Source organism: Dermacoccus abyssi, from assembly GCF_003515945.1.
In the GTDB taxonomy this organism is placed as follows: Bacteria; Actinomycetota; Actinomycetes; order Actinomycetales; family Dermatophilaceae; genus Dermacoccus; species Dermacoccus abyssi.
Map to the genome: position 1 here is coordinate 14,454 of NZ_QWLM01000006.1, position 25,630 is coordinate 40,083.

Below are 25,630 nucleotides of genomic sequence, written 5' to 3' on the forward strand. Positions count from 1 at the left end.
GACGGCCGACGGTCTGGTCGGCTGCTCCCCCTCTGTCACGCACGACGGCGCTTCAGAGTTGCTTCACCCGATGGTCCACTTCGCCTGAGAGGTTGCGGGGAGGCTTGCCCCTTCGGCGCCCCGGCTCGCGGCCGGAGTCTCTCCCACCGGATTCGACAGCGAGCACAACAGTACCCGACACCGCCGTTGCGGTGTCGGGTACGAGAAGGCTGGTGGAAGCGGTTCAGCCGGCGCGCTTCGCGGCGCGGCGCTTGCGCAGTTCGTCGCCCGGGTGCTCGGCGATCTCGGTGGCGTCGGGACGCTCACCAGGGAGTTCGGCAAGGGTGCCTTCGACCTCGGCCCAGACGCTTCCGAGTGCGATACCGAACACGCCCTGGCCGCCGCGCAGAAGGTCGATGACCTGGTCGTCGCTCGTGCACTCGTAGACCGACGCCCCGTCGGACATGAGCGTGATGCCCGCGAGCTCCTTGACGCCGTGGTCGCGCAGTGCTGCCACCGCGACGCGGATCTGCTGGAGCGAGACACCGGCGTCGAGCAGGCGCTTGATGACCTTGAGGACGAGGACGTCGCGGAAGGAGTACAGGCGCTGGTGGCCGGAACCGCTGACGTTGCGCACCGACGGTTCGAGCAGGCCGGTGCGGGCCCAGTAGTCGAGCTGGCGGTATGTCACACCGGCAGCGCGGCAGGCAGCCGGGCCGCGGTAGCCGAGCATCGCGTCGTCGATCTCGACCTCGCGCGTGACATCGGCGTCGATCGGCGCGGGAGCCTCGGAGTGAGACTCGGGCGCTTTGCCGGTGGAAACCACGGCGACCTCCTGGAAGAAACAAGGCGTGAGCACGTTGACCCGCGCCCTCTTGACTCCTCAAAGGTAGAGCCGATTCAGGGTCCGATCAATGACAGCGCGCACGACACGCCGGATAAATTTCCCGAAATTTCGCGGATCACGACTCGATCACAAACACTAAAGGTTCACTTGACGCTTAGTTTTGTCGAATCATTGGGGGGTCAACCAACACTTCACTCTTCGGGTTCTTCGAAGTCCTCTGCGCTGACATGGTCAAGGAATTCGCGGAACTTCTCGACCTCTTCCTCCTGCTCGTCAGCGACCTGAACGCCCACTTCGTCCACGATGGCGTCCGCGATGAGGATGTCCACAGAAGCGCGCATCGCGAGAGCGACGGCGTCACTGGCACGAGAGTCGACGCGTCCGCCGTCGTCGAAGACGAGGCTTGCTTCGTAGACGTCGTCGCGTAGCGCCGTGATCTCGACACGTTCCAGCGAACGGCCCGCCGCGCCCGCAACGTCGAGGACGAGATCGTGTGTGAGGGGCCGCGGGGAATCAACACCTTCGGCGAACAACGCGATCATCGAGGCCTCGGGCGAGCCGATCCAGATGGGTACGTGCGTCACTCCACCTTCAATACGCAGAAGGAGGACGGGGCTGGTCGTCGGCAACTCGACTCGGATGCCGGAAACTTCGGCGCGCTTCACATGTCCACGCTACCGCGCAACCGCGACCGGGAGCGACCTGCGGAACACCTCGGGTGCCACCGACCGGCGACACCTGCAACGTCAGTGACGCAGGCCGGCCTTCACGAGGGCCACGTGCAACGCGAGGCAACGCTGAGCGATGACGGCGCGCTGCGACTCGTCACGCAGTGGAACCTGCTCGACAAGACCGATCTCGCGGTCTGCCGCCAGGCGGAAAGGACGCAGATGACGGCCCTGAACACCGAACTCGGCAAGAGCGGCTGCAGCCGTCGCCACGGCGAGAGCCTCACCGTCGAAGTGCCCGTCCGCGCCGGGGCGCACGAGACCGAACGTTTCGAGCTCGGCGATGAGGGCGTCCGTGCCGCCGGCCCCACGAGCAAGCTCTTCGCGGGTGAGCGAGAGTGTCTCGGTCGCATCCGCGGCGAGCGTCTCGACATCAGGCACGTCGGGGTCGGCCGTCGGCGTCGGAACGCTGGGAACGGCGCTGACGAAGTCGGCGTCCTGCGGGGTGAGGCCACGGTCGTAGGCGTCGAGCGCCTCACGGATGACCTTGAGGGGCCAGAATCGATCGCGCTGGGCCCGCAGGACGAAGCGCAGACGCTCGACGTCCTCGTCGCTGTAGCGGCGATACCCGGAGTCGGAACGTTTCGGGGAGACCAGACCTTGGGCGTCGAGGAAACGAACCTTCGAGACCGACAGGTCGGGGAACTCCTCGCGCAGGGTCTTGAGAACCGCGCTGATCGTCAGGCCGTGCTGTGCCATGGAGCGGAAGTGCCTCAGCTCTGCTCGGGTGCGGAGTGTGCGGCGGCGTAGTACGTGAGTCGGTACTTGCCGATCATCACCTCGGCGCCGGTGACGAGCGGCAGATTGTCGACGAGCTTGCGGTCGACGTAGGTGCCGTTGAGCGATCCGATGTCCTGCACGCTGTAGCCGTTGCCGGAGCGAACGAAGATGGCGTGACGGCGCGAGACCGTGATGTCGTCGAGAAAGATGTCGCTCTTCGGGTGACGCCCAGCGCTGACCTCGTCTGCGTCGAGCAGGAATCGCGCACCGGAGTTGGGTCCGCTCAGCGCGATGAGCAGCGCGGTGTTCGGGCGTAGCGCCTCGACCATCGCCTGGTCGGCCGGCGAGAGCACACGGGGTGCCTCGTGCGACAGCTCACGCGGCTCCCAACCAGCTTCGCCGGGCACGCCGATCGTCGTGGCATCACCGGAATAGCCGTTGTACTCGTCAGCCATGGTGTACCCCATCCCCTGCGCCTTGCGGCGCCGTGTCGTGAGCGACTCGTCCGCACGGGGCGAGCCGTTCGATGTGGTGGTCAGACTACCGTCACCCGACGGAACCGAGGAACCGCCGGGTGACGAGAAGACTTACAGGACGTGTCAGTCGAGCGAGCCGGTGTAGGCGTCGGCGTCCATGAGGCCGTCGATCGCAGAGGCATCGCTGGGGCGGATCTCGAACATCCAGCCGGAGCCGTACGGGTCGGAGTTGACCGTGCCGGGCTCGGCGTCGAGCGTGTCGTTGACGGCGACGACCTCACCGTCGAGCGGCGAGTACAGGTCGCTGACGGACTTCGTCGACTCGACCTCGCCGCAGGATTCGCCCGCCGTGACGGAGTCACCGACGGACGGGAGGCTGACGTACACGACGTCGCCGAGGGCGTCCTGGGCGTACGCCGTGATGCCGACGCGCACGACGCCCTCGCCCTTGTCTGCGACCCACTCGTGGTCTTCGGTGTAACGAAGGTCGGCCGGGTACTGCAACTCGCTCATGGTTCTCCTCGAGTCGGTCGGTGAGCAGGCGTCTGGTCAGTCTCTTCGGTGCAGCGAGGTGATCTGCATCGAGGTTTCCTCGGAGACCTTAACGCGAGCGCCTGCTTGTGTCAGCGTATCGGTCACACCGCCCGGAATGGCCATCGCGGTGCTCATGGTGTGCGGATCGCCGATGGCGCTGATCGTGAACTTATCCGGCAGGCTTCGGCCTTCGACGCTCGGGCGGCCGTCCACGTCGGTGAACCAGGACGACGCGACGATGCGGTTGCCACCGACATCGATGGACTCGGCGCCGGCGTCGCGTAGCTCCTGGACAGCGTCGAGGATGTTGGCCGCTGTGACGTCTCCGCCGGCGGAATCGACCTCGATGATGATGCCGGGGCCCTTGACCTGCACCGTTCCGTTGAGGATGGCGAGTTGGTCGAGACGCTTCTGCGCGTCGGCCACGGCTGCCCGGTCTCCGCCGCGAGCGAGCTGTTCCTTGCTCGTCGTGAGGTCGTCGAGTTCCTTCTCCAGGCGCGCGGACTGGTCGTTGACGTTGCCCAGGAGCGCCACGAGGTCGGCCTGCGAGAGGTTGTCGAGGCCGGACTTCTCGTTCTGCTGCACCTGCGTCATGACAGCGAAGCCGAGGCCCAGGGCGAGCACCGCCGCCGTCAGACCGCCCGCGAGGGAACGCGGACCTCCGAAGGCGTAGCGTCGCCAGGGTTGGGCGGGAGCCTCGTGCCCGTCATCGGGCGTCGCGTCGGACTGCTCAGCCGAGGTCGCGATCGACGGGGAGGTCTCGGCGCCTTCCTCAGGAACGTGCTTCTCCCCCGGCAACGCCGCGTCCTCGGCCGGCTCCGACGACGCCTCAGCGGGGTCGATTTCGGTCGGTGCGTCGAGGTCTGGCGCCTCGGGCGTCTTCTTCTGCTTCTTGCTCATGCCTTGAACACGTGTCGGCGGATCGAAGCGACGTTGGTGAAGATACGCAGGCCGAGCACGACCACGACGCCGGTGGACAGCTGGTTACCGACACCCAGTTGGTCGCCGAGGAACACGATGAACGCGGCGACGACGACGTTCGACAGGAACGAGACGACGAAAACCTTGTCGTCGAACAATCCGTCGAGGGCTGCACGGATACCGCCGAACAGCGCATCGAGCGCGGCGATGACGGCGATCGGCAGGTACGGCTGCATCCACAACGGAACGTCGGGGTGCAGCCACAGGCCGAGCACGAGGCCGATCACGAGGCCGATGGCGGGAATCACGTCAGCTCCTAACGAGGGGAAGGGCGAAGTCAGCGCACCGGCTGAGCGTGGGCGATACGGATGGTTCCTTGCGCAGGCACCGTGACGTTGCCACGGGAGGTGGAGATGGTGAAATCCGATTTCCGCAGCGACGTGAGGTAGTCCCCCGAGAACCCGCTCTCGAACTTGTTCTGCATGTCGCTCGGACCGATCGCGGTGACGGTGTACGGCGTCGCGAGCGGACGGTAGTTGACGAGGATGGCCGAGCCGGCGAAGCGCACCGCGCTGAGTGATGTGATGCGCTGACCGTTGACGCTGACGGCGGTCGCCCCCGAGGACCACAGACCGTTGATGACGTGCTGCAGATCGCTCGAGGTGAGGGCGTTCTCGTCCTCACCGGTGCGCGGATCGCTGTCGGCTGCATCGGCCTCGGCGTCCTCGGGGTTCTCGATGACGACGGTGAGCCCGGGCCCGCTGACGGCGGCCGCTCCAGCGGTGCGCTCACCGGCCGTGAGGTCGGCGCTCAGGTTCGAGCGCTCCTGGCGGGTCAACGCTGACGAACGGTTCGAGTCCAGTTCCGTGCGTAGTGCCTCCACCTCGGCGGCGGAGTCGTCGTTCGCCTTCTGTTTCGCCTCGACCTGTTCCGCGAGTTGCGCGTGACGATCGGCCTGCACCGAATCCGGCACTCGCAGGGCATGGGCCGCCGCGCCGAGAAGGAAGCCGAGGGCGATGACCGTCACGACGAGCAGCGGCGAACGGCCCGGACGACGAACCAGCCCCTCACCCGTTGCCTCGCGCTTGCGGGCCACGTCTTCGTAGAGGGGGTCGATCGGCCGCTTCATGGCGTCGAAGATGAGCGCCATGCTCGCGGCCGGGTCCTGGACACGTACCTCGCGCGTCGTTCCCGGCGAGCGCGGCTTGCGTCGGATGAGTCGGTGCGGTGCCATCACACCGCCCGCGCGCGAACGACCTTCAGCATCTCGCGCACCTGGACGGCGTACAGCAGGCCGGCGAGCCAGTACAGGCACACACCCCACAGGACGAAGGCCCAGGCGGTAGGGCGCGCCAGGTCACCGGCAGCGCCCTCGATCTCGGCGAGCAGGAGAAGGGGGAAGGCGTACAGAAGGTTGAAGGTGGCCGCCTTGCCGATGAAGTGCACCGGCGGCAGCGGAAGGTTGTGCCGACGGACGGTGGGCGCCATCGTGAGGATGAAGACTTCGCGCAGAACCAGGGCGAGCACCACCCACATCGGCAGGATTCCACGCATCGCGAGGCAGACGATCGTCGCGACGATGTAGAGCCGGTCAGCCATCGGGTCGAGGATGGCTCCGAGACGCGACTGCATGTCGAACTTGCGGGCGATCTTGCCATCGAGGTAATCGGTGAACCCCGCCACCATGAGGACGACGAGGGCCGTCTTGTCCCACTCCGAAAGGATCAGCCAGACGAACGCCGGAACACCGACGAGCCGCAGGAAGGACAGCACGTTCGGCACCGTCCAGATGCGGCTCGAAAGCTCCGGTTCAGCGGTCGTCACAGGCCAAGACTAGGCGATGGCCCCGCGCGGCGCGCACCGACCGTCGAGCCCGCGGCCCCTAGCATGGAGCCGTACTGCACCGACCCCGAGGAGCTCATGTCCGCCGCACGCAACACCCTGTTCACCGCGCTCGCCTGCCTGAGCGCGGCCGCCGCCTCCCTGACGGCGCCGGCGTCCGCGCAATCACCCGCTGAGGCCTCTGCCCCCGCGAGCGCCGCGACGACGACCGCCACCGGCCTGCGTGCCGCGTCGAACGCCCTGTACGAGAACTGGGCCGGCTACCAGGTTGCGGCGAAGAACCCGACGCAGGCCCGGGGTTCGTGGACGGTACCGAAGGCGTCGTGGCCCGGACGTGACGGCTACTCGAACATGTGGGTGGGCCTCGGCGGCGGAAACCGTGCGCAGGGCCAGCTCATCCAGGCCGGAACGGAGCACGACTCGAAGTGTGTCGCCCTCCGGGCGGGCAAGTGCTCGAAGTGGAAGAACGACTACTACCTGTGGGTCGAGACGTTCCCTCAGCGCTCGCAGGAACGCATCACGAATCTCCCCGTCTCCCCCGGTGACCCTGTCCGGGTCGCGGTGCGCTGGTCGGCGCGGGACAGCCGTGCCTACTTCACGCTGTGCAACGAGCGCCTCCAGCGCTGTGTCGTGACCTCCCGCGCCACGAGCGCGCCGAAGGGCGTTGCCGAGTTCGTGCTCGAACGCCCGAGCCGCGCCGACGGACGCCCGCTCGCCCTCGCGAACACGGGCACCGTCTCGTTCCGTCAGCTCAGCGTCACCGACGCCTCGGGCACGCGGGTGCCGAAGAAGATGGCCCACACGCGCATCTTGATGTTCAACGGCAACCTGCTCGCATCGCCGGGCGCGTGGTCGGCGAGCGGCAACGGCTTCCCGGTGACGTTCAAGCGCGCGGCCTGACGCTGCCGGTTCAGCCCGCCTGGGGTTCGATCCGGCGGATGGTGTCGTCGCCGTCGTCCGCGCGGACCGCCGAGGGCTTGAGCAGCTGCTGGAGCCGCAGCGGGAACTTCATGGCGACGAGGAGGATGACGATTCCCGTGAACGACGCGGAGAGCACGATGATCGCTCGACCGAGCGACATCGTCTCCGCGAGCGCGGCTCCGACGACGGGCGACACCGCTCCACCGAGTGCGCCGACGTTGTAGGTGAAGCCGAGCGCTGCGGCGCGCTTCTCGATGGAGAACCAGCTCACCATCCACTTGGGCACGAGGCCGCCGACGCCGGCGCCGAAGCACTGCTGGACGAACAGCAGCAACCCGATGAGGGGCGCGTGGTCCGAGGTCAGCGTGAAGATCGGCCACAGCAAGGGTAGGGAGATGAGCAGGCTGCCCCAGTAGGCGCGAGTCGTGCCGAAGCGGTCGCCGGTGAAACCGGCCAGGATCGCACCGAAAGCCGTACCGAATCCGCTCCAGAAGAGGATGTCGCTGACTTCTCCGGGCGAGAGACCGAGGTCGGTCTTGAGGTAGGTCGGCAGCAGGGCCGTGATGGGCCAGGCGAAGAAGAACACGGTGAAGACCACGACCGTCACGGCAACGGCGGTGGGCCAGCGCTGAGGCTCGAACTGCACGAGGAACCAGACGAACACTGCCGTGATGAAGACGGACATCGGTGCGACGGTCCCTGCGCCGTGGACGTAACCACCGAAGATGGCGAGGAGAACCGCGAACGTCGCCAGGGTGAGGAGGACGTTGAGAATGCGGTGCGGGCCGCGGTAGAGCGTCGTGAACATGTCAGGCGTTGCATCCACCCGACCGGAGTCCTTCGCCCGGCGGAAGTCCTCCGGTTCGGGCAGACCACGGCGCAGCCAGAGGGCGAGCACGATCGGCACGAGACCGATGGCGAACAGCGCTCGCCAGCCCCACGCGGGCACCACGAAGCGGTAGACCTGAGCGACCAGCACTCCACCGATGGAGAAGCCGCTGATGAGGAAGGCGCTCGCCTTGTTACGCAGGTGCTGCGGCCACGACTCGATGACGTAGGTGGCGCTCGCGGAATACTCCCCCGCCATGCCGAAGCCGATGAGAAGGCGTGCGGCGAACATCATGACGTAGCCGGTGGAGACTGCACACAACAGTGAACCGAGGGAGAACGTGACGATGGCGAGCACCATGGCGTCACGGCGTCCGAGGGTGTCGGCGATGGCGCCGAGCACGAGACCTCCGAACCAGCGGGAGACGAACGCCGCGCTGATGAGGGTGGCGGCCTGGACGCCGTTGAGGTCGAACTCGTCGGCCACCTCGGTGAGGACGAGCGTGATGATGACGAAGTCGAAACCGTCGAGCAGGTACCCGAGCCACGCGGCCCAGAAGGACTTCCACTGCGTCGGGCTGACCTCGCGGTACCAGGGCAGGTCGGACGCGGGCGCGTCGTCACGCGGCGGGCGCTCGGAGGCGGATGGCGTCGTCATGGCGTCAGCATAGGCAGTGTCTGCAGCGTGGGGCGTAGCGTTGGTGCCATGGATGCCATCACGCTCATGCTGGACCTCGCACAGCGCCCCCTCGACGCGGCCGGGTACCTGCGCCCGCAGCTGACCCACGAGAAACTCAACGCCCACCCTGGCGGGCACGACAACTCGATCGGATGGCTGCTGTGGCACACCGCGCGCGAGATCGACGCCCAGGTCGCGCAGTTGTCCGGCGACGAATTGATCTGGACGGCACAGGGTTTCGATGCGCGCTTCGGACTCGATGTCGACGATGACGAGATCGGCTTCGGCCACAGCCCTGAGCAGGCGCGGGCGGTCGTCGTCACGGATGTCGCGTTGCTGTTCGAGCACCTCGAGGCGGCCGTGGCGGCGCAGAAGGCGTACATCAGCTCGCTGTCCGCCGCGGACCTCGACGACGTCGTCAACGACTCGTGGGATCCGCCCGTGACGCGCGGCGCACGCCTCGTCAGCTGCACCGAGGACGCGCTGCTGCACCTCGGCCAGGCGCTCTACGTCGCCGGCATGACATCGCTCGGGGAATGACGAGCCGTGGGCTGCGTCAGGCCGTCGTTCACGATGTACCAGGCTCCAGGGTGAACACAGAAACGTTCGGGCCTCACGCCATCGCGTGAGACCCGAACGTCCTCGGTCGGGCTGACAGGATTTGAACCTGCGACCTCTTGACCCCCAGGCGTCCAGACGGCTCCGCCAGAGCCGAAATCCCCATGATTCCGGGGCTCAGATCATGCAGAGGACGTCACGAGATGCATGGGTTACAGGAGTCTGGTCCCCTTCTGGTTCCCTTTCGAAGACGATCCCCGAGGTCTACCAGCCTTGCCTCAAGACCTCAGCTTCCTCAAGACCTACCCGAGAAAACTCAGAGGACAGACGCTCCACCACCCTCTGTGCATGGTCAGTCTTGAGGTCGCCAACCCATCGCCACGAACCGCCTCTCCCTTTCACTTTCACCTCGGAGAACCGCCCGACTTTCCGGTACCAGCGAACTTGCACGGTTCCGGCGGAGCCGCCGTTGAACTCACGCATCAGAATCCGCGAAGGCTTGGGAACTACCCGTAACCGCACATAGCCACCTGATGCCTGAGGGTCGGGAACCGTTAGATCACTCGGAGCGCGGTCCCCTTCGCTAACGGTTTCAAGCAGCAACAACGGGAACATCCTGGTCCCGTCGATCCGGACGCTATCGCAAAGTGGTTGAACGCACACCGCGTATTCTCCCTTTTGCTCCACGATCGTTCCGAGTTGCAAGACCGGCGATGGGTTGGCGTACCTGCTGCGTAGCGACATTCGCATCGAGAACACCTGATCTGAAAGCCGCTTCTCCTCCAGAGTCTCCACGAAAAGATGAGTTGCCTCGGCGGCGAGCTTCTTCCTTCCGATGCCAACGTCCTGCAGCTTCTGCACTGTTTCGGGGCTGAACCCTTCCGCAAGAAGCTGGAGCCGGAGCTCCGCGGTCATTGAGTCGAGGGTCGACACACCTCGCGAGCCAATCCCGCTGTTGTGCTTGAGCCACTCACGAACACGCGGTAAGCCCACATGCGAACCGACTTCATGGTCCTGCACGATCGCCGCCAACTCAGACGAAATCAGGCCTTCAACCTGTCGCTCGACGTCTTCTGGATGAACTAGAGATACGCGCTGGCCAAGCACGGCGCCGTCGATCTCTGGCCCCAGGGCGGCGAGCAGCCGGTGAGCATCGTTTCGGATACCCGCGAGAGCGGAGAGCGAAGCAGTCGTTACAAGCCCGACGCTATGGCGACCAAATTCCTCAACGACGACATTTGGCAAGTCAGAAACGGCGCGGCGGCGATCCGCGAGCTCCGTCGAGATGCTCTGCACATGCTCCTTTGCGAAGACAGAAACTCGGACCGGACCGCGGCTGAACGCTACGTGACGATCATCGTCCCATTTCAGCTCGTCCTCGTCCAAGCTATCGCTGGTGGCATCGGCTATACGATCCGTGATCTGCCTAAGGTCTGGTTCCCCTGTATACACCGTGACCAAACGGAGCCGCCTGCGGGGAGACTTAGTGTCGTCGCGTAAAACTGCTCGGATCAATTTCTCTGATGTCGCACCATTGTCGCCGTTGAGGTTCCAATCTAGAATTAGCGCGTCGGCTCGCTTCGCTGTGCGAACGAATGCCGACCTGAAATCTTCATTCTCTTCCGCCGACTGCGGCGACAGAATGGCGCAGGATAGAGCCGCCTCTGCAAAACTTCGCGAGACTGCTTGAACATCAAGTTCATCGCCTTCGGTTGATGAGTTCGGTGCGATCAGCTTGAGTGGTGAACCAGCCGACGAAAATTCGTCGTTATCCCAGTCCTCATCGGCGACCTGCGTCGGTTCCGACTCTCTGCGAAACGCCTCGTCGTCGATCATCAAAATCGTCTGTAGAAACTCCATCACCTGTCGGCGTACATGAAGCTCGAATCTCGTAGCCAACTCAACTCTCGCTTTCATCAGGGAGAATGATCTTGAACTGAGCTCCTCGATCTGCGGCCGGAGCGGCGAGGGTGATATCTGCGCCGTCCCGCCGCAGAACCTCTCGGGCCACGAACAACCCGTAACCGGACCCGGAGGGCTTTCTTGAGAAGCCTTGCTCGAAGACTGCTTCTTCATCCCCCACGCTGATCCCCGGCCCTGAATCTGTCACAGTAATCGACCCAGGTGACTTGTCGAGGTAGATCACCCGATCGCCCGCGTAGCGACTAAGCCAGTAGATTGCGTTATCGATGAGATTGACTATCACTGGGTACAGGGTCGATGGGTACATGCGAACATGCATCTTCTCAAATGACTCCGAGAATTGGAGCACGATCTGCTCCTGGACGAGACGTTTCTCAAAAACATCGTGAAGGTAGCGCTGAATGTCTATGCCCCGAATTTCGACAGGCTCGCGGTAGAGTCGGCGATGAAGTGGCGTGAAGAGCTTCAGGTACCCATCGAGGTGGTCGAAGGAGACTCGCAAGTCGGTATACAGCGGCCGCAGTCCAGAATTCTGCTGCGCCCACGACCGGAGGCGCCGAAGATTGTCACGGACGGACTTGATGCTGTTCTCAAACTCGTGCGTAACTATGTTGACGGCCATTCCGATCTGTACAAGTTCGAAATCCTGAGCCGCGCGATCGGTCAGCGCTTCAACTCGTGCCTCTAGCTGTTCGACTTGGTCCACCAGAGATACATCGTCAATTGATCCCTCTTGCGACGACCAGGCAACAGCACGCAGTTGCTCCGAGATGGCATTGAGTTCTTCAACTTGAATGACTGCCACGTTCCGCACGCGTCCTTCAAGTGAGTTTCGAAGCAATGTGAAGGCCTCATCAGGCATACCCGAAACATCAGTGGCGCTTGCTTCTTGCAGGACACCGACAGCGGCATCCTCAACAATGCGGTGGGCATTCCTGACGGACTCTCTGGCATGATCACCAATCTCTGTCGAACGTCTCCTGAGTTCCTGCCTTGCTTCGTTGGCAAGAGCTCGCGCCTCCGAGACTGCTTCGCTGACAGCCTGGTCGAAACGAAGCCGTCTGTGCAGGGCAGCATCTAGAGCGAGTCCCGCCTCGCCCAATGTCGATTCAATCTCGCGTTCGGCTGGCTCAACGACCGTGGCGAGCACTTCAGAACGAGCCGCCTCGTATGCGACTGAACGACGACTCAGGTCAGCGCTTAGTGCTACGCCGCGGGGCCGCTTGACCTGAAGGTCCGAAGACAGCTCGCGGAGCTTGGTCCGTGCGGCCAGCTCGGCTCGAACCAGCCGATCGGCGCCCGCCGAGGGATCAGTATCGCGTTGCGCTGTCTCGATCGCCGAGAGGACGTCAGCCCGTATTTCCTCGACTCGCGCTTCGGGAACCCGCGTGTCCACGGCATCAAAGAATCGATCGAGCGCGGCGCTGTACTCAGATCGACGGACTCGGACCTGTTTACTTCGCGCGCGTCGCGCCTTCTCCATTCGTTCGTTTGCGAGACGTCCTTCTTCATACGTCTCAGCCTGAGCGCCGCCCTCTCGGAAGAACTCCGACGCAACCTGGAGCAGGAAGTTCTGAAGAACAGCGCGAAACTGACGGTACGCCTCGTTCGTGGCGAACCCCTCGCGACCCGCCTTCTCTCGAAGGTGGCTATTCTTGGCGCGCGAAATCTCCACGGCTCCAAACATGCGGCGATAGGAGAAGAAATGATCCGAAGCAGACTTGGTTCGCCGCAACTCCACATCGAGCCAATCGAATCTGCTGTCGCCGTATGGTAGAACCATAATTCCGTCTCGGTAAATGTAGAGACCGCCGTATCGATCCAGCTTCTCCGTGATGAGAAAGTAGTCGTTGGGATCGAGTCGAGACTGCTTCGCCCTGCCCTGGATATAGGCAAGATTCAGTTTGAATGGCCCACATTGAGTTTTGACGCCTCGGGCGGCAGGCCAGGCGAGTGGAAACGCTATCGGCTCGCCGCCGAAAATCGACACCGTTCCCGTGAACTGACCATACTCATCAAACTGGCCCTGAAAGTGGTGGTCAGCATTCAGAAACTCTTCAACTGTGAAAAACTCTTGTTCCTCGATCAGATCACGAACGTTGTCCGGAGCACGATGATCCCGGAACACTGTGCGCAGCTCGGGAGCGCTATGACCCGGCGTCATGGTGTTTGCGAAGCCGATCAGGGTTCTGAGCAGTGGCGCCGCCTCCTTCGGCGTAGGCGGCTCAAGGTCTGCCTCTAGGTCCGGCGAGGTCGGCAAGATCAGGAATGCAGTCCCCGAGTCGAAGGACGATAGGTCGACACCAGCCACGCTGGAAATTTCGTCCAGGTCGGTTTCGCCCCAGCGCCTGATATCCCGTTCGATCCGCTCGTATAGACCCTCATCATCGTCAGTTACAAGCTCGCGAAGGTTGGAAAGGATCTGCTCCCCCATCTTCCGAGCGTCTGGCGCCTCACCCTCAGACAGTTCTTCAACGGGCACGACCAGTTGCGCAAGATCAGCGTGGGAGAGCTCGAATACACCCCAATGGATCAGCGATGTGACGCGAGGATGCCCTTGAGCTTTGGTTACGACCAGCGTCTGCGGTCCGATCGCTGCGATCGCGAGTCGGCCGATTCCCTTCTCGCCCAGGATCGCCCGCTGAGGGCCTGCGTGACTTCGAGCAGTTGAACTCTGCGTGGACTTGGATGAGGTGCCGAGGGTGAGCCATCTTCCTTCAAAGTCCGCACGCGACATGCCGTCCCCGTCATCCCGGATGACGAAGGCGTCTTTGAACCTAATGAAGTCTGCTTCCGCTCTGGTGGCGTAGGCGTCATGCGCATTCTTAAACAGTTCGCTAATTGCACTCGGGATGCCAGCAATTTGCTGCCGGCCCAACATGTCGACGGCCCTGGCACTCGTCTTGAACTCAGCCATGTTCGCCAGTTCGGACGGTCTTCAAGTGCTCGCTGATGTGCTCGCCCATCGCTTTCGATACAAGCACGGGCACCGCGTTCCCGATCTGTCGCGTGACGGACTTGAAGCTTCCAAGGAAATTAAAGTCGAGGGGGAAGGTCTGCAACAACGCAGCTTCACGAACGCTGATAGCGCGATGTTGCGTCGGATGCCCGTACCGGCCATTCGTGATATCCGTGCATTTGGTCGTGAGAACGGGCGCTGTGTCGTCGAACCTCATTCTGCCGTACGTATCCTGGTGCCCTTTGCTCTTGCGGTGGCAGTCAAGCCATAGCTCCTCCGGCCACTCCGATCGGCTTCCGCCCTCAGGCAGAGTCATGATTCGACGCAGGTTCAGATCGCCAAGGGCTCCAGAACGATGGAGTGGGTCATCTGCGTGTGCTTCACCGGCCTGGATAGCAGGCAAGGCACCGATCCAGTCTCGCACCGTGGAGTAGGGTTCTCGGTCAGGTCCGTGTGTTGGCACAGGAAAGTCGATAGAACCATGTCGAGATGCCAGTAATACCAAGCGCTTACGACGCTGCGGAACACCGTAGTTCCGGCAGTCCACTACTTCCCATCGAGTCGAGTAGCCGGCGCGAGAGAGATAACGAAGGAATCGGTTCCAGGTCGAGCCGCCCGGAATCCTCTGCAGACCTGGAACGTTTTCGACGATGAGAGCGTCAGGTCTCAACCGATCCAGGAATGGAATGAGCGTCAGCAACAACGACCGCTCCTGCGGGCGGGCTCTAGACCCAGTCGGCCGCATTGAACTGTACGGCTGACACGGCGCGCAGGCCGAGAAGACTAGCGGGGAATCGTCATCAACTAGGTGGTCGAAGGCATCCACACTGAGCTTGCGGACGTCGACCTCGTGAAACTCCGCTTCGGGGAAGTTGGCGCGATAGGTAGCCGAGGCGGCAGCGTCGAAATCGACTGCCGCGGCGATCCGCATCCCCGCGGCACGAAGACCGGCGCTCGTTCCTCCACAGCCGGAGAAGAAATCGATCACCGTCGGTCGGTGCACACATTGCTCATGGGTCGTTGAAGTAGCCACCTCTGTCAGTGATGAGGTCACCCGTTTCCCCCATCTCGCCCACGCTGGCTATCGATTCCACGTACGAAGGACAGAACATCGCTTCGAAGGAAACGCCAGGCTCGTCCCATCTTCTCCCCAGGCAAAGCCCCAGAGTTGACCAGGGAGGGCACAGTCTTGGTACTGACTCGAAGGAGGGTTGCGGGCTCCTCGGTAGTCAGGACCTCGTGTTCTGTCATCTTCTCGCAATCTCTCACTGTCGCTCGTAAGTTCAGTCTAACCGTGGACGCGGACGTGACGAGGCTCCCGCGCCGTCCCTGGCAGCAGCGCGCTGGGAAGCATCTCTGCTGCGGATGCCCGTCTGAAGCTCGCCTGAGGATCATGCGGACCGCTCGACTCGTTCACGGGGCCTTGACGTCGGACGCTCGGCTCGAAGTAGGGAGACAAGGCTCACAGGTCCGATCCAGAGGAACTTGATGGCGTTCCAGATGAGCAGCAGGACCAGCAGATGGGGCCAGCCGGGACCGCCGTCGTTGATGATCGTGGTGCAGATCGCGGCGGCGTGGAGGTAGGGCACGGCCAGGAGCATCGCGGGGATGCCCCACTTGAGGCCGCGTCTGGTCCGGATGGCGTTGAGCAGCAGGTTGGTGGGTGCGTAGCGGAGTACGCCGTAGCCTCGTGCGCTGAGCGCGACCGATGTGCGGAGCATCGCGGGTCTCTCTTTCCTCGTCATAGCGCGACGGTGTTCCGTCGTGGAGGCGGCTATGAACCGAGCGCTCTCAATGGGGCCGTCCCGTAGGACCCGCGTAGCTGAAGAACCTGCCTCGCCGTCCAGTCTACGACCGTGCTCTGACAGAGGGAACCCGTCGTCGGCAGGCAGGTGTGTACCTCGTCGGTGACCTTGGAGCGAGAGGACACCGATCATGGCGACGTTGGCGCAACACGTACAGGGTGGGCGGATGGCGCGAGTCGCATTGTCGATGCTCGCCGAGCCGAACGACGCCGCCACCGGGCGCGTCCTCGCCCAGGTCGGCGGGATCGAGACGCGGCGGCTGATCGAATCCAACGACTCGGTGCCGGGCCTTGCCCGCGCGGATGCGCTGATGTGGCGCGAACGGCTCGCCGCTCGGATCACACCCGACTGCCCGACCGGGTGATCGAGACGAAAGGCGGAGAGTTCGGCACTCTCATCCCGGGGGGCAAGGAATGGCCCGCCGGTCTGAATGACCTGCGTGCGCCATACCTTTTGTGGACGCGCGGGGCGACATCGTTCCTGATGGCGGCGCTGAGCGATCGCGTCACGATCACCGGCTCCCGAGCCTCAACGTCGAACGGGGAGCATGTCACCGGCGACTTGGCGACGGGAATGGCCGACGAGGAACGCGTTGTTGTCGCCGCCGGCGCCTACGGGATCGAGGGAGCCGCGCACAAGAGCGTGCTCGCCGCGGGCGGTCAGACCATCACGATCCTGGCGAACGGGCTGGACCGCCCGTACCCGGCCGGGCACCGTGAGCTGCTGAACCGGATCGGGGATGTCGGCCTGCTGGTGAGTGAGCTGCCGCCAGGAGCTGCGCCGACCAGGCACAGGTTCTTGGCCCGCAACCGGCTGCTTGCGGTGCCCTCGGGTGTGACCGTGATCCCTGAGGCCGGTCCCCGATCCGGGTCGATGACCACGGTCATCGCCTCACGCGAACTCGGCCTAGCCGCCGGCGCGGTGCCCGGCCCGTTGACCCGCGTCGCGAGCGCGGGCCGAACGAACTCATCAAGCAGGGTCTCGCGTCGCTCGTCACTCAGCCCAGCGACGTGATCGCCTTGCTCGACGCCGACCCGAACCCAGGGCGGGCCGTGACCCGGCCTGAGGCTGGGCGATTTCGGGCACCAATATCCGTCACAGAGCGCGCCCGGATGCTCTCTCTGACGGCCGCTTGCGCTAGCCGGGTTTCACAGGCTCGGAGCAGGGCCTGCCGCGGCGCTCTGCCGCGGGGGCTCGGTCGTTGTGCCCTCGATGGTGGCGGCGTGTGCGCGGTTCAGGGGGGCGCGGGCGCGGATGGCGTCGATCTCCTGGCTGGTGCTCTCCGGCGCCGGGCCGAACGGGGTTCGGTCGTCGGTGATGCCGTAGCGGTCGCGGTAGGCGGCGACGGTGCGGGCAGCGCTCCACCATGCCGCCTGCTGTTTCTCGCCCTTCGATGCCGTGCCAAGGTCGGCCGTCCACGGTTCCTCATCGGTGAAAGCGCCACGGAGCACGGCGTCAGCGCGGGCTTCGATCAGCTCGCTACGCTCGTCCAGTGCTTCTGCATGTCCTCGGCCATCTGCCCGCTGGCGTGCGGGATCAGTCAGACGATCAGCCTCGGGGGCTTGCGGGTGCGGCCTGATCCGGCGGACCGGATGGTGATGCGCGCGACGCGGGTGTGAAGGACGGAGGCGATGTCGTCGGCCTCGTCCAGGCTCCGCACGGCGACTAAGCGCGGGAGCAGGGAGTCGAGGTCGTGGTGGTTGGCTTCGGCGTGACGCGGCTCGGCCGACAGCGCGCCCAGGGCAACCTGGATAGCCGACGCAGGCATCCCTTTGCACGTCATCCAAGACATCCTCGAACACGCCTCAATGGAGACCACTCGCGGCTATCTCCACCCCGACGACCGCCACCTCGCCTCAGCAGCCGAGCAGGCCAACGCCTTCCCCTTCGCCACCGGACAGCGCAAGCAGGCCCGGCGCAGCGGCCCCTCGACCAGGGGTCTGTGATGTGCGCCCGCGTCCGCGCGAGCAGCCTCGCAGTCGTTCTGGTCCCCTTTTGGTGCCCTTCTCCACAGGGGAGCGGGTCGAGGCGGTCTCGCTGTCCACAGGCGCCCGCCCGGCGCGACACCGAGGGGACCAGAGGGGGACCACCGAAAACCACCCTCGGACATGAAGAAGCCCAGGCGAGAAACCTACTCTCACCTGGGCTTTTACGTCGGGCTGACAGGATTTGAACCTGCGACCCCCTGACCCCCAGTCAGGTGCGCTACCAAACTGCGCCACAGCCCGTTGCGCCCGAGAGCGCAAGCCCCGAAGGGCGAAATGAACCTTACCCCACGGTGGCGGGCGCCTCACAATCGGGTGACGCGCGCCCCACTCGCAGGGGTCAGCGAGGCTCAGAAGTCGAAGATGTCCCCCGCGATGTCGCCGATGGCGTCACCGACGGAACCGAATACGTCGCCGAGGCCGCCGGCCATGTCGCCGAGGTCGAACAGGCCCGCACCGTCACCGAGCAGATCAGCCAGTCCGCCGATGGCCTCGATGCCGAGATACGCAATGTCGTCACCGAAGAACAGCCAGAAGAAGGGGTCGGATGCCAGGCCGCCCATGATGTTGCCGTAGCCCTCGAGTTGGGCCGCCTTGGCGACGTCGCCGATCACCGACGCCCAGCGCTCTGTCAGCCCGAAGATCATGGCGTACGGCAGGTAGCGGCTGAACAACCCTGCTGCCTCTTCGTACTTGATCTGACTGGCCTCCGCCGTCGCGATGTACTTGCGGAAACCGAGCGTCTGGATGCGAACAGCCGTGCCGTCGGCCGTGCGCGGCGAACGGCCCGCGAGGCCGAGGAAACCCTTGCTGCGCGGGTCACGCTCGTACCAGCCGCGCTCTATCGTCTCGCGGTACAGCGAGTCCGTGATGTGCCGCAGTGGCCCCCGCAGCTGGCGCTTCATCTGCTCCAACCCGACGTACTTCACGCCGGGCGGGAAAAGCGCGTTGAGGAAGTCGGCCTCCACCTGCGTGATGATGTCGTCGCGCGGGAACTCGTTCTGCACGAACAACCACGAGTCATCCTGCTTGTCGATGCGAAACCACCCGCGAAGGGACAGATCGATCATCATGGCCCCGATGTCACGCGGGTCCACCTTGCCGTCGACCACGGTGCCCGCGAGAGCCGCGCTGACGCCCTTGGGCGGCGCGAACTGCACGGCGGCCTCACCGGCCCACTCCTTGCGCCCCTTGACGCGGCGGACCTCCCCCGTGCCGTCAGCCGGCGTGAGACCGGGCGTGACGCCGACGTACTCGTAATCGTGGTTCCAACCGAACATCGATGACCTTTCGTTCGCGGGGCGCTCACAGCCTAGCCACCGCGCTCAGCCTCTGGCAGACCGGCTCAGCGATCTCCGGAAAACTTCGCGCCGTAGTTTCGCGCCACGGCGAGCACATACAAGATCGTCAAGCGAGAAACCGCCCGATGACGCAGCAGCCATGCCGACCAGCATCGGGTTGCGGTGCATCTCGGCGAGCATCTGCCCAGCCACGGACGTCGGACGTCCCGTCTGGGCGGTGTCGAGTTCCTTGGACCACGCACCGACGAGTTCGAACGCCACCGCCTAGGCGAGGTAGCCGCCCACGAAGCCCTCGCTCTGATCGTTCGCGAGCTGCTTGCTTTCGACCTTCGCGAGGTAGTGCTTGAACGACGCCGCCTCCCGCTTGAGACGCTCGCCGTCGGAGCTCAGCCATGACCCCCGGCGCCCCAGCATCCCGCGGAACGCCGGATTGCGGGTTGCGACGCCGTGGGCCACCATCTCGTCGCCCAGCGCCGTCGCCACCTCCTCGACATGCCCCTGGAGGCGGTGCTTGAGCGACGACAGAGACACGTACTGACGCGGCACGGCGTCACCGGGCGTCTGCGTCAGGCCGGGCCGGAAGAGAGCATCCATGAGCAGTTCCTCAGCGCGGCTCGCGGTGTCACCGCGAGGCGGCAGTTGCGTCGCAGAGACGAGTGCCCAGTCTTTACCCTCCTGCTCGATGGCGAACCAACCGCGCAGTGACAGGTCGATCAGCATGGCGCTCACCCCGCACGTGCCGAGCTTGCCGTCGAGCAGCGCTCCGACGTAGGGGGCACGAAGCCCCCGTGGCGGGTCGAAACGCACCACCTGCGCCTCCCGATGGACATCCGGCACACCCGAGGCCGTCTGGTTGGCGTCCTGCGACGGCTGGTCCTTGTGCGAGCGGCTGAACATGGCGACCCCGTTTGAGTGTGCTGGCTCGCCATAGGCGACGGCCGACGTCTCGAACAGAGACGGCGGCCGGTCGTGGCCACAGCTGGATCAGCGCTGCTTGCGCTTCTCGCGCACGCGCACCGAGATCTCGATGGGCGTGCCGTCGAAACCGAACTCCTCGCGCAGGCGACGCTCGATGAAGCGGCGGTAGCCGGCCTCGATGAAGCCGCTCGCGAAGATGACGAAGCGCGGCGGACGCGTCGAGGCCTGCGTCGCGAACAGGATGCGCGGCTGCTTACCACCACGCACCGGGTGCGGGTGGGCCGCCACGACCTCGCCGAGGAACGCGTTGAGACGGCCCGTCGGGACGCGCTGGTCCCACGAGTCGAGAGCGACCTCGAGCGCCGGGACGAGACGGTCCGTGTGACGCCCCGTGGCGGCGGAGATGTTGACGCGCGGCGCCCACGGCACCTGCACGAGCTCGCGCTCGATCTCCTTCTCCAGGTAGTAGCGGCGCTCCTCGTCGAGCAGATCCCACTTGTTGTACGCGACGACGAGGGCGCGGCCTGCGTCGATGACCTGCTGGACGACACGCACGTCCTGCTCGGCGATGCTCTGCTCCGCGTCGATGAGGACGACGGCGACCTCCGCCTTCTCCAGCGCCGTCTGCGTGCGCAGGGACGCGTAGAAGTCGGCGCCGCGGGTCTGGTGAACGCGTCGGCGGATACCGGCGGTGTCGACGAAGCGCCACGTCTTGTCACCGAGTTCGATGTATTCGTCGACCGGGTCACGCGTCGTGCCCGCGACGTTGTCGACAACGACGCGCTCGGAGCCGGCGAGCTTGTTGAGCAGCGACGACTTGCCGACATTCGGGCGCCCGAGCAGCGCGACGCGACGGGGGCCGCCGCGCGGGTAGGCGCCGGCGACGGCCGACTTGTCCGGAAGCTCGTTGATGATGGCGTCGAGGGCATCACCCGTGCCGCGCCCGTGAAGGGCCGAGACCGGGTAGGGTTCGCCGAGTCCGAGCGACCACAGCATCGCGGCGTCCGCCTCGGTGCGGTTGTCGTCGACCTTGTTGGCCACGAGCACGACAGGCTTCTTCGAGCGGCGCAGCAGCTTGACGACGGCCTCATCGGTGTCGGTGGCACCGACGGTGGCGTCGACGACGAACATCACGGCGTCGGCGAGTTCGACAGCCACCTCGGCCTGCTCGGCGACACGCAGGTGAATACCCGTGGCGTCGACCTCCCAGCCGCCGGTGTCGACGAGCGTGAAGCGACGTCCGACCCACTCGGCGTCATACGCCACGCGGTCACGCGTCACACCCGGAACGTCCTCGACGACGGCCTCACGGCGGCCGAGGATGCGGTTGACGAGAGTCGACTTGCCGACGTTGGGGCGGCCGACGACGGCCACAACGGGGCGCAGGTCGGCTTCGCTGAAGCCCTCGTCGTCACCGCCCTCGCCGCTGAGGAGGGCGCGGTCCTCGTCGCTGAGGTCGAAGTCCTCGAGCCCGACCCGGAGGGCCTGCTCGACGGACTCGTCGCCTGGGAAGTTCTGCTCGTCGCTCACGCGTCATACCTTCGAATGTCGGAAAGTTCTGCGCGGTTCGCTCGTCGATCGGAGTCTGATCCGTGTCGCGCCGCGCCATGACGCCGAACGGGCGTCAGACACTATTCTCGCGCACTTGGGCGAAAAGTCAGATTCGGGCAGCGCGCACGTGCTCCGCGAGGCGCATACGCAGCGCCTCGGTGGCCACGGCAACGCGCTCGCGACCGGTGACGGCAGCGACCTCGGGCACGCCTGCGAGGTCGAACGGTTCGCCGAACGTCACCGACAGGCGTGAACGCACGCGCGGCAACGCACCCTTCGAGCGACCCGCCGTTCCCGACAAGGCAACCGGAACGACGACCGCCTTCGTTCCCAGCGCAAGGAACGCGGCTCCCTGCTGGGCGCTCGCCACCTCGCCACTGCCGCGCGTTCCTTCGGGGAACACGCCGACGACCCCGCCTGCGCGCAGGACCTCCCGTGCGCTGGTGAGCGCCTCACGGTCGGCGCTGCGCTGCGTGATCGGGATCTGCCCGACGCCGCGCAGGAGCCAACCGACCGGCCCGACGAAGTACGCCCGCTTGACGAGGAAGTGCACCGGTCGCGGGGACGTGATGAACCCCAGCGGCCCGTCGATGAAGCCGACGTGGTTCGCGACGAGAATGACCGGCCCACGCGAAGGCACGTGCGCTTGACCCGTCACCCGTGCGCGGTACAGGAGCCGCAGCAGCCCGACGCCCAGACGTTGGCCTACTCGTACGCCTCGATCAGCGTCCACGGGACGCGGCAGCCGAGAGGCCAGCCGCTCGTCCAGGTGTTGCGCAGCGCTGCGCAGACGCTCAGGCGGTTGCACGCTCGACGAGGGTCAGCACAGCTTCGACGGACTGCTGGAACGTCAGTTCGCTCGTGTCGAGGGTGACGACACCGTCAGCGGCGGTCATGAACTGGGAAACGGTCGAGTCGGCCTTGTCCCGGTCGACGATCTGGGCGTGCGTCGCGGCGATCATCGACTCGTCGGCACCACCGTGCACCTCCTTGGAGCGACGAGCCAGGCGGGCCTCCTCGCTCGCCACCATGAGGATTCGCACCTCCGCGTCCGGCGCGACGACCGTGGTGATGTCGCGGCCCTCGGCCACCACTCCCCCGTGGTCGGCGGCGATCTGTGCCATGAGCTCGCGCTGACGCTGCTGCAGCTTGGGGCGCACCGCGAGGTTCGTCGCGACCTTGGAGACCACCTCGGCGATGCGCGTGGTGCGGATGTCGGAATCGATGGGGTTTCCGCCCATGGAGATGCTAGCAGCCTTCGGATCGGTACCCATCTCGAGTGGCATCGCGGCGACGGCGTCGGCGACGGCCTCGGTGTCGTCGAGGTCGATGCCCGCGTCGAGGCAGTACCACGTGAGGGCCCGGTACATGGCGCCCGTGTCGAGGTAACCGATGCCCAGGTGCGCTGCGACCTTCTTGCTCACGCTCGACTTGCCGGAGCCCGAGGGCCCATCGATGGCAACCCGGAAACCGCTGCTCGTACTCGTCATGCGGGGATCCTAGTGCGTCTCGAGCACATGAACCGACCAGCCCTTGGCCGCCAGGGCCTCGCGCAGCACCTCGGCCCGGACCGGCAGCACGTCGATCTCCAGCAGACCTGCGGCGACCGAGGCGTCGTGCTCGAGGCGCAGGTCCTCGACGCTGACGCCGCTCTCCCCGACGACGACGAAGAGTCTCCCGAGAGCGCCCGGCTCGTCAGGGACGACGACGGCAACGGTCGCGTAGGTCGTCGGCGGCGTGCCGTGCTTGCCGGGAATGCGCGCCTGCCCGTCCTGGCCCGCCGCGATCGTGCCTGCGATCACAGCGCGGGGGCCCGGCCCGAGGCCGTCACCCGCCGCAGGCGAGTCTGGCTGCTCGACGGCACGCAATGCGTCGCGCACTGCGGTGAGTTCCTCGATGAAGCGGTCCACGACGGGGCGCACGGCGCGCGCGTTACCCGCGAGGATCTGCGTCCAAAGGAGCGGGTCGCTCGCGGCGATGCGTGTGACGTCACGGACGCCCTGGCCGCTCAACCCGACAGCGGGTTCCGAGAGCTCGCGCAGTTGCGCCGCGACGAGGCTGGCGGCCAGCTGCGGCACGTGCGAGACGGCCGCGACGGCGGTGTCGTGCTCCTCGGGCGCCATCGTCACGACGCGCGCGCCGACGGACTCCGCGAGCGAGATGACATCACGCACCCGCTCCGCCTCGGCACCGTCGGGGCACACGACCCAGGTGCGGCCCTCGAAGAGGTCGCTGCGCGCGGCGACGGCGCCGCTTCGCTCACGTCCCGCCATCGGGTGCCCAGGAACGTAACGGGCAGCGGCGTCGGCGCCGGCGAGCTCTCGCACCGCGACGACGACGGCGTTCTTCACGCTCGCGACGTCGGTGACCGTGGCTTCCGGCCAGCGTTCGAGCTCGGCCGTAATGACATCGGCCGTGACGTCCGGTGGGGCCGCGACCACGACGACATTAGGCGCTGCATCGTCATCCGACGCGAGACGACCGCCGCCCATGTCGGCGGCCAGAGCCGCGGAAACCGGCGAGGTGTCGGTCAGCGTGACGTCGACACCCCGCACCCGCAGCGCGAGCGCGATCGACGTACCGAGCAGCCCGGCGCCGACGACGCGTACACGCTGCGGAACGCTCACAGCCCGGCGGTCTTGTACAGCGCCGCGACCTCGCGCTTGTTGAGCGGGCGCATCTTGCCCGGGCGAAGGTCGCCGACCTTGACGGGGCCGACCTGCGGGCGGGCAAGGGCGATGACCGGGTGGCCGACGGCCTCGAGCATGCGACGCACGATGTGGTTGCGGCCCTCGTGGATGACGACCTCGACGAGCGCCATACCCGGCTGGCTGTCGACGACCTTGAACGAGTCGACCTTGACCGGCCCGTCCTCCAGTTCGATGCCTTCACGCAGGCGCTTGCCCAAGTCGCGCGGCACCGGACCCTGGATCGTGGCGAGGTAGACCTTCTCCACGCCGTAGCGCGGGTGCTGCAGACGATTGGCGAGATCGCCGTCGTTCGTCAGCAGGAGAAGGCCCTCGGTGTCCTGGTCGAGGCGTCCGACGTGGAAGAGGCGCTCGGTGCGTCCTTCGAGGTACTCCCCCACGGACGGGCGACCCATGTCGTCCTCCATCGTGGAAACGACGCCGGTGGGCTTGTTGAACGCGATGTAGACGAGCGTGTCGTCGAGCTGGATGCGCGCACCGTCGACGTGGATGACCGAGGTCTCGGGGTCGACACGCGTGCCGAGCTCGCTCACGATCTGACCGTCGACCTCGACGCGCCCTTCGGCGATGAGGTTCTCGCAGTGACGGCGCGAGCCGACGCCGGCCTGCGCGAGCACCTTCTGCAGGCGCGTTCCCTCGTCGACGTGCACGTCGCGCTGCGCAGCCTTCTTGGGCTGACGCTCGCGCGGCGGAGCGACCGGCTGGCCGTCCCTCGTCGTGCCGATGCCGAGCACGTCGGCCTCGTAGCGGCTGACCTTGCCTCCGGAGCGCGGTTGACGCGGGTGCTGCGCTTGTCGCGCGCACCGGGGCGGGGCTTCTTGTTGTTCATCCGTGTCCTTGTTCCACTAGTTCGTCGATGATCGCAGCGTCCGGCAGGTAGGGCGCCAGCGGCGGCAGCTCGTCGAGCGAGCCGATGCCGAGACGCTGCAGGAAGTACGGGGTGGTGCCGTAGAGCGTGGCGCCGCTCTCGGCGTCGGAGCCGACCTCGGTGATGAGGCCGCGCGTGACGAGCGTGCGCGTGACGCCGTCGACGTTGACACCGCGGATCGCGCCCACGCGCGAACGCGAGATCGGCTGGCGATACGCGATGACGGCGAGGGTCTCCAGGGCAGCCTGTGTGAGCTTCGCCTGCTGGTTGCCGAGAAGGAACTTCTCGACGGCGTCGGCGTAGACCGGCCGGGAGTACATCCGCCACGAGCCGTCGACCTCACGCAGGGTGAAGCCGCGCTGCTGGGCGCGGTACTCGACCTCCAGGCCTTCGAGGTTGGCGCGGATCTCGCTCTCGCCCACACCGAACGCGGACGCGAGATCGGGCACCGAGACGGGCTCGTCGACGACCATGAGAACGGCTTCCAACGTCGAGCGCAGACCGCCCGGAAGGTGGTGCACGACAAGGGGTTCGTCACCGTCGCGCGGCGCCGCCCGGTCGGGCTGCTCCTGCGGCATC

30 protein-coding genes, 1 tRNA gene and 1 riboswitch are annotated in these 25,630 nt (G+C 65.7%); of the genes, 5 read left to right on the forward strand and 26 right to left on the reverse strand.

Features of this window, described 5'->3' with window-relative positions; genetic code table 11:
* Positions 1-61: 61 nt before the first annotated feature.
* A riboswitch (glycine riboswitch) is annotated at positions 62-156 on the reverse strand.
* Positions 157-223: 67 nt separating this feature from the next.
* The 9 genes from D1832_RS06620 to clsA all read right to left on the reverse strand — a co-directional run bounded on the left by D1832_RS06620 (position 224) and on the right by clsA (position 6,029).
* The gene (locus tag D1832_RS06620; protein WP_370633431.1) at positions 224-805 is read right to left on the reverse strand and encodes a MerR family transcriptional regulator; all 582 of its coding nucleotides are present in this window, start codon (positions 803-805) and stop codon (positions 224-226) included.
* Between the two features lie 212 nt (positions 806-1,017).
* Positions 1,018-1,491, reverse strand: coding sequence for a bifunctional nuclease family protein (locus D1832_RS06625; protein ID WP_118913170.1), 474 nt, complete (start codon positions 1,489-1,491; stop codon positions 1,018-1,020).
* Between the two features lie 81 nt (positions 1,492-1,572).
* Positions 1,573-2,253, reverse strand: a complete 681-nt coding sequence (gene ftsR, locus D1832_RS06630; protein WP_118913171.1) for a transcriptional regulator FtsR — start codon at positions 2,251-2,253, stop codon at positions 1,573-1,575.
* A gap of 14 nt (positions 2,254-2,267) precedes the next feature.
* On the reverse strand, positions 2,268-2,729 hold the full coding sequence (locus D1832_RS06635; protein ID WP_052946992.1) for an FHA domain-containing protein: 462 nt from the start codon (positions 2,727-2,729) through the stop codon (positions 2,268-2,270).
* A 144-nt stretch (positions 2,730-2,873) separates the two neighbouring features.
* Positions 2,874-3,263: a glycine cleavage system protein GcvH gene (gcvH, locus tag D1832_RS06640; RefSeq protein WP_047311607.1), complete on the reverse strand. Its 390-nt coding sequence runs from the start codon at positions 3,261-3,263 to the stop codon at positions 2,874-2,876.
* 36 nt (positions 3,264-3,299) lie between these two features.
* A complete protein-coding gene (locus D1832_RS06645) occupies positions 3,300-4,184 on the reverse strand; it encodes a DUF881 domain-containing protein (RefSeq protein WP_118913172.1) in 885 nt (294 codons plus the stop codon).
* A complete protein-coding gene (locus D1832_RS06650) occupies positions 4,181-4,513 on the reverse strand; it encodes a small basic family protein (RefSeq protein ID WP_047311606.1) in 333 nt (110 codons plus the stop codon). The genes D1832_RS06645 and D1832_RS06650 overlap by 4 nt, the downstream gene beginning before the upstream one ends.
* Before the next feature lie 29 nt (positions 4,514-4,542).
* Positions 4,543-5,439, reverse strand: a complete 897-nt coding sequence (locus D1832_RS06655; protein ID WP_118913173.1) for a DUF881 domain-containing protein — start codon at positions 5,437-5,439, stop codon at positions 4,543-4,545.
* Positions 5,439-6,029, reverse strand: a complete 591-nt coding sequence (gene clsA / locus D1832_RS06660; protein ID WP_118913174.1) for a cardiolipin synthase ClsA — start codon at positions 6,027-6,029, stop codon at positions 5,439-5,441. The genes D1832_RS06655 and clsA overlap by 1 nt, the downstream gene beginning before the upstream one ends.
* 63 nt (positions 6,030-6,092) lie before the next feature.
* On the opposite strand from clsA, the gene D1832_RS06665 reads away from it, so the two are divergent.
* The gene (locus D1832_RS06665; RefSeq protein ID WP_118913175.1) at positions 6,093-6,947 is read left to right on the forward strand and encodes a G1 family glutamic endopeptidase; all 855 of its coding nucleotides are present in this window, start codon (positions 6,093-6,095) and stop codon (positions 6,945-6,947) included.
* 10 nt (positions 6,948-6,957) lie between these two features.
* Here D1832_RS06665 and D1832_RS06670 read toward each other — a convergent pair whose 3' ends face one another.
* Positions 6,958-8,454 (reverse strand): sialate:H+ symport family MFS transporter, encoded by a 1,497-nt coding sequence (locus tag D1832_RS06670; RefSeq protein ID WP_118913176.1) that lies wholly within the window; start codon positions 8,452-8,454, stop codon positions 6,958-6,960.
* A gap of 48 nt (positions 8,455-8,502) precedes the next feature.
* On the opposite strand from D1832_RS06670, the gene D1832_RS06675 reads away from it, so the two are divergent.
* Positions 8,503-9,015 carry a mycothiol transferase gene (locus D1832_RS06675; protein ID WP_118913177.1) on the forward strand — a complete coding sequence of 171 codons (513 nt, stop codon included), beginning with the start codon at positions 8,503-8,505 and terminating at the stop codon, positions 9,013-9,015.
* 282 nt (positions 9,016-9,297) lie between these two features.
* Here the strand turns inward: D1832_RS06675 and D1832_RS15140 are convergent, their stop codons facing one another.
* From D1832_RS15140 to D1832_RS06705, 5 genes are all read right to left on the reverse strand, one after another.
* Positions 9,298-10,950: a response regulator receiver domain gene (locus D1832_RS15140; protein ID WP_338067294.1), complete on the reverse strand. Its 1,653-nt coding sequence runs from the start codon at positions 10,948-10,950 to the stop codon at positions 9,298-9,300.
* The gene (locus D1832_RS06690) at positions 10,934-13,873 is read right to left on the reverse strand and encodes an ATP-binding protein (RefSeq protein WP_118913180.1); all 2,940 of its coding nucleotides are present in this window, start codon (positions 13,871-13,873) and stop codon (positions 10,934-10,936) included. Before D1832_RS06690 ends, D1832_RS15140 begins: the two co-directional genes overlap by 17 nt.
* Positions 13,866-14,903, reverse strand: a complete 1,038-nt coding sequence (locus D1832_RS06695; protein ID WP_206609363.1) for a DNA cytosine methyltransferase — start codon at positions 14,901-14,903, stop codon at positions 13,866-13,868. Before D1832_RS06695 ends, D1832_RS06690 begins: the two co-directional genes overlap by 8 nt.
* A gap of 62 nt (positions 14,904-14,965) precedes the next feature.
* The gene (locus D1832_RS16100; RefSeq protein WP_338067295.1) at positions 14,966-15,310 is read right to left on the reverse strand and encodes a helix-turn-helix domain-containing protein; all 345 of its coding nucleotides are present in this window, start codon (positions 15,308-15,310) and stop codon (positions 14,966-14,968) included.
* Positions 15,307-15,636: a sulfate permease gene (locus tag D1832_RS06705; protein ID WP_118913183.1), complete on the reverse strand. Its 330-nt coding sequence runs from the start codon at positions 15,634-15,636 to the stop codon at positions 15,307-15,309. The genes D1832_RS16100 and D1832_RS06705 overlap by 4 nt, the downstream gene beginning before the upstream one ends.
* 214 nt (positions 15,637-15,850) lie before the next feature.
* On the opposite strand from D1832_RS06705, the gene D1832_RS15315 reads away from it, so the two are divergent.
* Together D1832_RS15315 and D1832_RS06710 are read left to right on the forward strand one after the other, a co-directional pair.
* Positions 15,851-16,084 (forward strand): hypothetical protein, encoded by a 234-nt coding sequence (locus D1832_RS15315; RefSeq protein ID WP_182434699.1) that lies wholly within the window; start codon positions 15,851-15,853, stop codon positions 16,082-16,084.
* Complete coding sequence (locus D1832_RS06710) at positions 16,081-16,734, forward strand: DNA-processing protein DprA (protein ID WP_182434700.1); 654 nt, start codon at positions 16,081-16,083, stop codon at positions 16,732-16,734. The genes D1832_RS15315 and D1832_RS06710 overlap by 4 nt, the downstream gene beginning before the upstream one ends.
* Before the next feature lie 134 nt (positions 16,735-16,868).
* Here the strand turns inward: D1832_RS06710 and D1832_RS16105 are convergent, their stop codons facing one another.
* Together D1832_RS16105 and D1832_RS16110 are read right to left on the reverse strand one after the other, a co-directional pair.
* The gene (locus D1832_RS16105) at positions 16,869-17,171 is read right to left on the reverse strand and encodes a hypothetical protein (RefSeq protein ID WP_206609364.1); all 303 of its coding nucleotides are present in this window, start codon (positions 17,169-17,171) and stop codon (positions 16,869-16,871) included.
* A gap of 89 nt (positions 17,172-17,260) precedes the next feature.
* Positions 17,261-17,488 carry a hypothetical protein gene (locus D1832_RS16110; protein WP_206609365.1) on the reverse strand — a complete coding sequence of 76 codons (228 nt, stop codon included), beginning with the start codon at positions 17,486-17,488 and terminating at the stop codon, positions 17,261-17,263.
* A gap of 40 nt (positions 17,489-17,528) precedes the next feature.
* On the opposite strand from D1832_RS16110, the gene D1832_RS06720 reads away from it, so the two are divergent.
* Complete coding sequence (locus D1832_RS06720) at positions 17,529-17,666, forward strand: hypothetical protein (protein ID WP_241510910.1); 138 nt, start codon at positions 17,529-17,531, stop codon at positions 17,664-17,666.
* A gap of 208 nt (positions 17,667-17,874) precedes the next feature.
* Here the strand turns inward: D1832_RS06720 and D1832_RS06725 are convergent.
* The 9 genes from D1832_RS06725 to scpB all read right to left on the reverse strand — a co-directional run bounded on the left by D1832_RS06725 (position 17,875) and on the right by scpB (position 25,629).
* Positions 17,875-17,948: transfer RNA gene (locus D1832_RS06725), tRNA-Pro, on the reverse strand.
* Positions 17,949-18,055: 107 nt separating this feature from the next.
* A complete protein-coding gene (locus D1832_RS06730) occupies positions 18,056-18,985 on the reverse strand; it encodes a DUF2207 family protein (RefSeq protein WP_118913186.1) in 930 nt (309 codons plus the stop codon).
* A gap of 285 nt (positions 18,986-19,270) precedes the next feature.
* On the reverse strand, positions 19,271-19,903 hold the full coding sequence (locus D1832_RS06735; RefSeq protein ID WP_118913187.1) for a DUF2207 domain-containing protein: 633 nt from the start codon (positions 19,901-19,903) through the stop codon (positions 19,271-19,273).
* An 87-nt stretch (positions 19,904-19,990) separates the two neighbouring features.
* A complete protein-coding gene (gene der / locus D1832_RS06740) occupies positions 19,991-21,454 on the reverse strand; it encodes a ribosome biogenesis GTPase Der (protein ID WP_118913188.1) in 1,464 nt (487 codons plus the stop codon).
* A gap of 127 nt (positions 21,455-21,581) precedes the next feature.
* Positions 21,582-22,133, reverse strand: a complete 552-nt coding sequence (locus D1832_RS06745; RefSeq protein WP_241510902.1) for a lysophospholipid acyltransferase family protein — start codon at positions 22,131-22,133, stop codon at positions 21,582-21,584.
* Between the two features lie 136 nt (positions 22,134-22,269).
* Positions 22,270-22,965, reverse strand: coding sequence for a (d)CMP kinase (cmk, locus tag D1832_RS06750; protein WP_118913189.1), 696 nt, complete (start codon positions 22,963-22,965; stop codon positions 22,270-22,272).
* 9 nt (positions 22,966-22,974) lie between these two features.
* Positions 22,975-24,102: a prephenate dehydrogenase gene (locus tag D1832_RS06755; RefSeq protein WP_118913190.1), complete on the reverse strand. Its 1,128-nt coding sequence runs from the start codon at positions 24,100-24,102 to the stop codon at positions 22,975-22,977.
* Entirely contained in the window at positions 24,099-24,917 is an 819-nt protein-coding gene (locus D1832_RS06760) for a pseudouridine synthase (RefSeq protein WP_338067296.1), read from the reverse strand. The genes D1832_RS06755 and D1832_RS06760 overlap by 4 nt, the downstream gene beginning before the upstream one ends.
* A 91-nt stretch (positions 24,918-25,008) precedes the next feature.
* The gene (gene scpB / locus D1832_RS06765) at positions 25,009-25,629 is read right to left on the reverse strand and encodes an SMC-Scp complex subunit ScpB (RefSeq protein ID WP_118913191.1); all 621 of its coding nucleotides are present in this window, start codon (positions 25,627-25,629) and stop codon (positions 25,009-25,011) included.
* Position 25,630 lies beyond the last annotated feature (1 nt).